Source organism: Bacillus sp. SM2101, assembly GCF_018588585.1.
In the GTDB taxonomy this organism is placed as follows: Bacteria; Bacillota; Bacilli; order Bacillales; family SM2101; genus Nanhaiella; species Nanhaiella sioensis.
Genome location: NZ_JAEUFG010000063.1, coordinates 1 through 5,249, shown reverse-complemented (window position 1 = coordinate 5,249; position 5,249 = coordinate 1). Strand labels below are relative to the sequence as shown.

The 5,249-nt window shown below is 34.8% G+C and carries 5 protein-coding genes; 2 read left to right on the top strand and 3 right to left on the bottom strand.

Going from position 1 to position 5,249, the window contains the following annotated elements:
- Positions 1-104 (top strand): IS3 family transposase (locus JM172_RS23870; RefSeq protein ID WP_214483464.1); only part of this gene is annotated, 104 nt, incomplete at its 5' end.
- A 78-nt stretch (positions 105-182) separates the two neighbouring features.
- On the opposite strand, the gene JM172_RS23865 is transcribed toward JM172_RS23870, so the two are convergent.
- The 3 genes from JM172_RS23865 to JM172_RS23855 are packed head-to-tail and all read right to left on the bottom strand — an operon-like array spanning position 183 to position 2,876.
- A complete protein-coding gene (locus JM172_RS23865; RefSeq protein ID WP_214484884.1) occupies positions 183-896 on the bottom strand; it encodes an EcsC family protein in 714 nt (237 codons plus the stop codon).
- Positions 897-925: 29 nt separating this feature from the next.
- Positions 926-2,140 (bottom strand): ABC transporter permease, encoded by a 1,215-nt coding sequence (locus JM172_RS23860; protein ID WP_214484883.1) that lies wholly within the window; start codon positions 2,138-2,140, stop codon positions 926-928.
- On the bottom strand, positions 2,133-2,876 hold the full coding sequence (locus JM172_RS23855; protein WP_214484882.1) for an ABC transporter ATP-binding protein: 744 nt from the start codon (positions 2,874-2,876) through the stop codon (positions 2,133-2,135). Before JM172_RS23855 ends, JM172_RS23860 begins: the two co-directional genes overlap by 8 nt.
- Positions 2,877-4,233: 1,357 nt before the next feature.
- Here JM172_RS23855 and JM172_RS23850 point away from each other — a divergent pair.
- Positions 4,234-4,656, top strand: a complete 423-nt coding sequence (locus tag JM172_RS23850; protein ID WP_214484881.1) for an HIT family protein — start codon at positions 4,234-4,236, stop codon at positions 4,654-4,656.
- Positions 4,657-5,249 lie beyond the last annotated feature (593 nt).

Sequence of the window (5,249 nt, the reverse complement as noted above, 5' to 3'; positions counted from 1 at the left end):
AAATTAAGCAATATATGATTTATTACAATAAATACAGATATCAATGGAATTTAAAGAAGATGACCCCTGTTCAATACAGAGATCACCTTCTTAATGTAGCCTAGGCTTTTTTTAAAATGTCCTTTACAAAGGGTACACTTTATAGATGCCACCTGGTTTTATCTTTTTTTTTACTACTAAATTCAATTAATATTTAGTATACGTAAACGAAATCCGTTCATCGCAGTTTCACCTAGCTGGTTAAGAAGTTGAAAGTTAGCAAAAGCCCCAACGACCGCTCCAACTCCAGGGACAATTTGCATCATTTTTATTAAATCAATATGGTCTCGATATTCTTGCTGAAATTTTCTCCAATCCAATTCAATGAGTTCATTTTTTTTCTCATTCCAGTTCGCAATAATCATAAATGTTTCTTTTCTATGCTTATCACTTGAGAACGCTAATTGAAATAAATATAACAAAAATAAACGCTCTTCATATTTTTTTACATCATACCCATATAATGTAGCAATTTCAAACAATAACTTCATTTTAATAGACAGTAATAAAGGGAAATCAGCAAGACCTAGCAATATCCCTCCCATGCCGGTTCCAGCCCCTTCAACTGCTGCTGTACGTTTATAGGACTTAATTTTTTCTTTAATTAACAAATCTTTTTCTTGTAACGTAAGATGAGACACCTCATGACCTTTCGTTGTAAAATCTGAACCAACAAGCGTTCCTTTGACAAGTTTTTTTATACTTTCTGTAATCATTTCATGAGCTTGCTCAGGGATCATTTGATTTACTTTGTACTGGGCTTTTTTTGTCACCCTAGTGAAAATTGGTGGTCGCTGTAACATTTTTTTACGCCATTGAATTAGCTCATTTAACACTTTACGCTCATATGTGTTCATTCATCATACTCCTCTGAACCTAGACGTATTTATAACTTTTTCAGCCTACTTTTAACATAAAGATTTATAAACACATAACTAAAAACTATCCCACAAACGAAAGCTAAAAATGCAATAAATACTTTACCTATAAATAGTATGACGATAGCAAATATACTAGCTTGTATAATTAACAATATATGTAGCAGTTGTAAGAATGCTTTTTCCCTCACCGCTTTTTGAATCGGATACAAGCCAAGCCAAATTTTCATTGAAAAATGTCGCCATAAGGTCATAAGTTGAAAACCGGTAAGATATAAAAATAAAACAACAATGACGAGCATTCCATAGCTTAAAGGCAACATTACAAGTAAAAGAATCCCTATAATAAGTAATCGGATAAATAAACCAAAATAATCACTTGATCGTAAAAAAGCCCTCGCGAATAAGTGAGTAAAAGTAGCATCTTGTGAAAAAGGTAACCTCTTCAATGTCCAATCTAGCCACTTTCGTCTCTTAACTTGTATTTTCAATTGAGGAACGTCTGTGAACAAATTAGCAATGCGGTAAAACGTCATCATCCTTTTCGATTCTAGTTCAATTAAGTGATCCCATTTCAATCGTTTAGAAGATGTTAGCTTTCTAAAATAAAAGTAAAGGCCAAACATAATAACAATGATTAAAACAGGATAAAGGTAGTTGGCTTTAATAATGACAAAATAGACAAAGGAAAAAGAAATGAGAAAACGAATGATAAAATCAACAATGTGAACTTCTTTTTCAACAAAATATTGTACTGCCCACTCTATTAACATATTCCAAACCTTTAATATTAACAATAGCACTAGTAATAAAAGGAGGCTTGTCGCTCCTCTTCCAGACATCGTTAAATATAGAGGTGCAAGACCTGCTACGACCAAAATAACAATGTAGCTTTGTAAGGTAAAGCTGTACAAAAATGACCGATAAAAATATGTCGACATCTTTGTTTCCATTGGTAATAAGAATACAATGTCTGCTTGCTTTAAAAAAGTTTGTATTGGGCTTTTCGTGATTACTACAGCTAATATAATTGACATGACTATCGCATACGGAAAATGGGGTGATAGTGTCTCAAGCCACTGCTGGTAATAATAAGCACCTGCCCCAATGCTAAAAATTAAAACAAATGCTAAATGTTGATTAAATATATAACGGAGGTATCTGCCCGTTTCTTTTCTATGTTGTGCAAATCGCTGATTCCAAATCTTTTTTGCCTCATTCATCTGACTCTGCTTCCTTTGTCAATTGGATATAAAGATCATCAAGTGTAGCTTCTGGAGCTTGAAATTCTTTCCGCAACTCATTCAAGGTCCCTTTCGCTCGTACTTTACCATTATGTAAAATAACAAATGAATCACAGTATCGTTCAGCAGTTGCTAAAATATGGGTTGACATTAAAATACCTGCGCCATTTTCTTTCATCGTATTCATTAACTCTAATAGTGACTGGATGCCCAATGGATCTAATCCGACAAAAGGTTCATCAATAATATAGAGCGACGGCTCAACTAAAAACGCACACATAATCATTACCTTTTGCTTCATTCCTTTTGAAAAATGTGCAGGAAACCACTTCAACTTCTTTTCCATTCTAAATTCTTTTAGCAATGGTACTAGCCTCTCTTCAAAAGTTTCCTTTGTGAGACCATAAGCCATCGCAGTTAATTCTAGATGTTCTCTTAACGTGAGTTCTTCATATAAAATAGGCATTTCGGGAATGAAGCTATATTGCGCCCGATATTCTTCAGAGTCTTCTATCATGGTCTTTCCATTTATTTTAATTGTTCCGTTTCTCACATCCATTAACCCAATGATATGTTTAATCGTAGTACTTTTCCCAGCACCATTTAAACCGATTAACCCAACTATTTCATTACTATTTACCTCAAAAGATACATCATTAATGACAGGTCTTTTCGTATATCCGCCTGTCACACCGTTCAATTCAAGTAATGCCATTGTACATCTCCTTAAGTTTATAAAATTAACTATACTTAAGTATATTTTACCAAACAAAAAGAAAAAGAAACAATAATAAAAGCGGAAGTGCCTTGAACATTCCCGACAAGCACTGGAGTGAAATCACGTGAAGGCGCTATTTGCCTTCAGGGGATTTGACGAAGTGACCTCGAGGGAATAGGCACTGGAGCTAGAAAATAATAAAAGCGGAAGTGCCTTGAACATTCCCGACAAGCACTGGAGTGAAATCACGTGAAGGCGCTATTTGCCTTCAGGGGATTTGACGAAGTGACCTCGAGGGAATAGGCACTGGAGCTAGAAAATAATAAAAGCGGAAGTGCCTTGAACATTCCCGACAAGCACTGGAGTGAAATCACGTGAAGGCGCTATTTGCCTTCAGGGGATTTGACGAAGTGACCTCGAGGGAATAGGCACTGGAGCTAGAAAATAATAAAAGCGGAAGTGCCTTGAACATTCCCGACAAGCACTGGAGTGAAATCACGTGAAGGCGCTATTTGCCTTCAGGGGATTTGGCGAAGTGACCTCGAGGGAATAGGCGCTGGAGCTAGAAAATAATAAAAACGGAAGTGCCTTGATCATTCCCCACAAGCACTGGAGTGAAGGTGCTCCCTTTTAAAAACATCTTTAAATACATTTTCATCCATTTTTTACTAGTAAATAAAAAATTATTTTTTGTGTATATTGTTTTAAGCATTGGGTATTCTAAATTTTGAAGAGAGGGAAAGGTGTTAGCTAAGAAATTGAACTCCCGCTTTTCTAGTGGTGATTCAATCTAAAGGAATGAGGTGTCTGTGAAAGACAACTTTCTATGTTAGACACTGGACCTATTAGTTGCTTTTAATGACGTTTGTCAAAGAGGGGATGGTCATCTTGAACGAAGTGAGTTAACGACGTTCAAAGACTACATTCATAATGAGGTGTTTACAGAAGGCAATTTAGTCTTTGCATCTAATTAAAGATCCCTTACTTCAATGTAGGGTGTAATCACTTAGAATGCTCATCTTGAACAATCATTCTCACTTTTAAACACATCATTCATAAAACAAATGAGGTGTTTACGAAAGACACATTAGCTTTTTCACAACGTATTCAAAGCAAAACACAATATCCCTCATCTTCAATTCAGGATGCAACCTAAAAGGTTGTATCCTGTTTCTATTTCCAAACAAATATATGGTAAAATATAAAGAAATGTGCAAGCGACTTGACCATCTTCAATGTGCATATGAAAGTGCTTTTTACCTTTTATGAAATGGTAAAGTGACTTCTAGGGTGCAGCTAACCCACAAATACGCTTGCTTGTCTCTGATCAACAAATTAATGGAGGGGTAAGAACATGTCTGATTGCATTTTTTGCAAAATAATTAATGGTGAAATTCCTAGCGCAAAAGTTTTTGAGAATGAACACGTTATAGCAATACTTGATATTAGCCAAGTCACAAAAGGGCATACACTAGTTATTCCGAAAGTACATAAAGAAAATATTTTTGATTTAACACCTGACATTGCTAGAAACATATTTGAAGTAGTCCCAAAGATAGCTAATTCGATTAAAGAACAATTTCAACCTCTCGGATTAAATCTGCTTAACAACAACGGTGAAATTGCAGGACAAACAGTATTTCATTACCACATGCATATTATCCCTCGCTATGGAAAAGGTGACGGCTTTGGGGCAGCATGGAAGCCACATGGAAATGAATATAGTCAAGAGGATTTACAACAAATTGCACGTACCATCGCCTCTAACATACAATGATGTCTGTTAAGTAAGTCAAAAAAGGGAAACAACTTTCTAATTAGACAGAGCTAATAACATATGTTGTATTTTCTACAATGGCTGTTTTCACATTGATTGTTGTTTCTCGTACTAAGAATAATTATTGAGTTCTCATAAAACTCAGCATTCTGACATTATTTGTAACAATAGCAACAAAGTTTACGAAAAGAGCCAAACTATAGTTTATCTTCGCATTAATGTTGCTTTTCGTTTTGAGTTATAAACACGTAAACTGTCGCCTTCGTGGCATCTTTTCTATTTTTACAATTATTGAGTTCTCATAAAACTCAGCATTCTGACATTATTAGTAACAATAACAACAAAGTTTACGAAAAGAGCCTCTACAATTTAACAAGGTAATTAGCTACCATAATCTACCCTATATAGGATATTCTATTTAGGACAGATTATGGTTTTTATTATAAATAGGCTCATTGTGTAACGCTGTTTTCGCATTGATTGTCTTTATTATTGGAAATAAACACTCATACAACTTAAAATGTACCCTATAGAGTAGACACTTTAAAAAAGTCTCCCTATAGGGTACATTTTTGTATAATGGAGAAACACAA

Bases quoted from the DNA above. Each gene is read 5' to 3' on its own strand.
- JM172_RS23865 (WP_214484884.1), bottom strand. From the start codon at position 896: ATGAACACATATGAGCGTAAAGTGTTAAATGAGCTAATTCAATGGCGT.
- JM172_RS23860 (WP_214484883.1), bottom strand. From the start codon at position 2,140: ATGAATGAGGCAAAAAAGATTTGGAATCAGCGATTTGCACAACATAGA.
- JM172_RS23855 (WP_214484882.1), bottom strand. From the start codon at position 2,876: ATGGCATTACTTGAATTGAACGGTGTGACAGGCGGATATACGAAAAGA.
- JM172_RS23850 (WP_214484881.1), top strand. From the start codon at position 4,234: ATGTCTGATTGCATTTTTTGCAAAATAATTAATGGTGAAATTCCTAGC.